Source organism: Roseovarius halophilus (ex Wu et al. 2025) (assembly GCF_047086965.1).
This window is the reverse complement of the sequence record NZ_JBKOTX010000355.1, coordinates 1-3,391: the sequence shown is the minus strand read 5'-3', so window position 1 is coordinate 3,391 and position 3,391 is coordinate 1. Positions and strand designations below refer to the sequence as shown.

The following is a 3,391-nucleotide window of genomic DNA, read 5'->3' as shown; positions in this document are numbered from 1 at the left end:
CGGCCCGGCGGCCCGCGCGGCCCGTCGCAACAGGTCGGCATCGCGCGCCGCGTGATCGGCCGGTTCGCGCAGGGCCAGCCAGTCGGCCGAGAACGTCACGTCACACCTCGCCTTCGTACCACGCGCGGGCGATATGGCTTTCGTGCAGCAGGATACGCAGCTTTTTCACGCGCCCGTCATCCTTGAGCCGCCCGTCGCGGACGATCGCCGCCATGCTGTCGAATATGTGCCGGCACAGGAATTCCGTGGTCGTGAACTTGCCCGCGAATTCCGGCAGGTCGTCAAGGTTCTTGTACCGCAGCGGGTCGAGCACCCCGGTCAGGGCCTCGGTCGCGAGACCGATATCGACGACAAGGCCGTGCGCGTCCATATCCTCGGTATAGAATGCCGCGTCCACCGTGAAGGTCGCGCCGTGCATCCCCTGCGCGGGGCCGAACACGGGCGAGGGCAGGGAATGGCTGACCATGATGTGATCTCGGACTTCGACAGCGAACATGGGGTCTCCTCAGGCTGGGTGATAACGTATTCGGTGACACAGGGTGTCAGGATCGGTCAGGATCGCGCCGTAGCGGTCGGGCAGGGATTCGAAGGGCGTTTCTCCGGAAATGAGCGTGTCGAGCACCGGGTCGCGAAGCAGGTCGAGCGCCTTGGCCATGCGGCGCGCATGGGTCCAGCGCGGCCGCCGCGCCGGGGGGAGGTGCCCCACCTGCGAACTGACAAGGCGCAGGCGGCGGCTGTGGAACGCGCCGCCGAGGGGCACCGCCGTCCGGCCCGTGCCGTGCCAGCTGGCTTCGACGACGGTGGCGTCATCGGCCGCACAATCCAGGGCGCGCGCCAGACCCGCGTCGCTGGCCGATGCATGGATCACCACGTCACAGTCGACCGGCGCGTCGTCGGGGGCCGCGAAGGCGCAGCCCACCGCGGCGGCCTGCGCGGCGCGGTGGGCGTTCACGTCGCTCAGTGTCACATCCGTGCCGGGTAGCCGCGCGGCGAGGTAGGCCAAGAGCACCCCGAGGACACCCGCCCCGATCACGGTGATCCGGTCCCCGGCGGCGGCGCCGCTGTCCCAGAGCACGTTGAGGGCCGTTTCCATGTTGGCGCCCAGTACCGCGCGTCCGGCTGGCAGGTCGCGGGGCAACACGGTCAGCATGTCCTCGGCCATGCGGAATGTCGTCTGGTGCGGGTGCAGCGCGAAGACGGTGCACCCTTCGAGCGCGCCCTCCATCGCCCGGCCGACGGCGCAATACCCGTATTTCACCGGGAACGGAAAAGTGCCTTCCTGAGCGGGGGCGCGCATCCGGTCGACCTCGCTGTCGGGGACGCGCCCTTCGAAGACCAGCCGTTCAGTGCCCCGGCTGATTGCCGTGAACAGCGTTTCGACGGCGGTCCCGTGGCCCGTTTCGGCAGGCCCGAGTTCGGCCTTGCGCGGGGCCGTGACCCACAGCGCCCGCGCGCTCATGTCACGCGATACCCGGATTTGACCGCCGCTGCCACCGGGTGCCGCGCGGCTTGGCCGGTGTGCGCTGTCGGGACCCGCCCGTCATCCGCCACGCGGCGTGCCGCATCGGTGGCACTTGGTGACACGTAGTCATCGCACCGGGACGGTTGCGTGGGCTGGCCTGACGTGCCGGGGGCGGCGGCGGAACGCGAAAACCGCAAGATACAAGGCTCCTTTCGGGTCAATGGCTGTGAAAAAGGTAGTTCAACGACAGCGGAGACAAGCCTGTTGTCAAAATTCCGCCGATCGCCGCGGCGCGGACGGTTGGACAGCCCGCGCCGCGGGCTATCTTGCCCCCGACGGAACGAGAAAAGGGCAGCCCATGGGCCGATGGACGGGGTTCATCCGATCGCTGGTGATCTACCACAATCCGCTGAGGCTGTGGGGCTGGCGCAGGTTCTACCGGCAGATACTCGGGCCCGGGGACGTGGCGTTCGATGTGGGGGCGCATGTCGGGTCGCGCGCCCGTGCGATGCGCGCGGCCGGTGCACGGGTCGTTGCGCTGGAACCGCAACAGCCCTTCGCGCGGTTCCTAAGCCTGACGCTGCCACGCGATATCTGCCTGATCGAGGCCGCGGCGGGCCGGGCGGAGACCGAGGCGGAGATGGCCGTTTCGTCCCGCCATCCCACGGTGTCCTCGTTGCGGGCCGATTTCGTCAGCGGCGCACCCGGTGCGCCGGGGTTCGAGCATGTGCGGTGGGACGGCCGGCAGCGCGTGCGGATGATCACGCTTGACGGGCTGATCGCCCGGTTCGGGGTTCCGCGCTACGTCAAGATCGACGTCGAGGGATACGAGATTGACGTGCTGGCAGGGTTGTCAACGCCCGTGCCGGTCGTGTCGGTCGAGTTCCTGCCGGGTTTTGCCCATCTCACCCACGCGGTGATCGACCGGCTGACGCAATTGGGGGCGTACCGGTTCAACCCCGTCCGCGGCGAAACAGGTGGATTCCTGTGGGCGGAATGGCGAGACGGACCGGCCGTCAAGGCATGGCTGGATACTCTGCCGCCAGACGCGCCATCGGGCGACCTGTTCGCGCGCCTACCGGAACCCGCGTGACTTGCCCGGGCGTCAGGCCCCACGCACGCATCCGGCAAAGCCATCGAATAGCGCGGGCGCCGCGGTGATCACGTTGCCGGTCCTCTCCGGCCGTTCATCGGGGTGCCAGCCCTCGACGCGGGCCCCCGCCTGCCGCAGCACCACCAGACCTGCCGCGATGTCCCAGATCTGCAGGCGGCGTTCCCAGAACCCGTCCAGCCGCCCGGCCGCCACGTAGGCCAGATCGAGCGCGGCGGCGCCCATCCGGCGCACGCCCGCGCATCGCGGCATCAGCCGCGCGATATCCGCGGCATGGTCCGGAATATGCGGCATGTCGCCGAACGGGATGCCGGTGCCGAACAGCGCGGCCTCCAGCGTGGCCGTTGCGGCCGGCTCGAGGCGTGTTTCGTTCATCGTGGCCGGTGCGCCCGCCCACGCGGCGAAAGTTTCCTGCCGGACGGGGTCGTGCACGACGCCCACGGTCAGCCGGTTGTCCTCCTGCAAGGCGATGGACACGGCCCAGTGCGGGATCCCGCGCAGGAAGTTGGTGGTGCCGTCAAGCGGATCGACGATCCAGCGCCGCGCGGCGGGGCCGGCCCTGCCGGTTTCCTCCCCGGCCCAGCCATCACCGGGCCGGTGGGTTGCCAGTCGGTCTCGCAGGTGCCGTTCGGCGGCGAGGTCCGCGTCGGACAGGAAGTCGCCCGCGCGTTTCCGTGTCACGCTCAGGCGGGTCCTGTCCTGCCAGTGCCGCAACAGGATCTCGCCTGCTTCGTTTGCGAGCGTCACGGCGACGTCGCGGTCGCCGGCGCTCATGCGGTGGCTCCGGCGGCGCGGGTCAGCACGGCCGCGGCGCGTTC

4 protein-coding genes are annotated in these 3,391 nt (G+C 69.8%); 1 reads left to right on the top strand and 3 read right to left on the bottom strand.

Features of this window, described 5'->3' with window-relative positions; all coding sequences use genetic code 11:
- Positions 1-100: 100 nt before the first annotated feature.
- Positions 101-496 (bottom strand): 6-pyruvoyl trahydropterin synthase family protein, encoded by a 396-nt coding sequence (locus ACH107_RS31285; protein ID WP_412509559.1) that lies wholly within the window; start codon positions 494-496, stop codon positions 101-103.
- A gap of 9 nt (positions 497-505) precedes the next feature.
- Positions 506-1,459 (bottom strand): zinc-dependent alcohol dehydrogenase, encoded by a 954-nt coding sequence (locus ACH107_RS31280; RefSeq protein ID WP_412509558.1) that lies wholly within the window; start codon positions 1,457-1,459, stop codon positions 506-508.
- A 361-nt stretch (positions 1,460-1,820) separates the two neighbouring features.
- Here ACH107_RS31280 and ACH107_RS31275 point away from each other — a divergent pair, with 361 nt between their 5' ends.
- On the top strand, positions 1,821-2,555 hold the full coding sequence (locus tag ACH107_RS31275; RefSeq protein ID WP_412509557.1) for an FkbM family methyltransferase: 735 nt from the start codon (positions 1,821-1,823) through the stop codon (positions 2,553-2,555).
- 12 nt (positions 2,556-2,567) lie between these two features.
- Here the strand turns inward: ACH107_RS31275 and ACH107_RS31270 are convergent.
- Positions 2,568-3,391 (bottom strand): inositol monophosphatase family protein (locus ACH107_RS31270; RefSeq protein ID WP_412509556.1); only part of this gene is annotated, 824 nt, incomplete at its 5' end.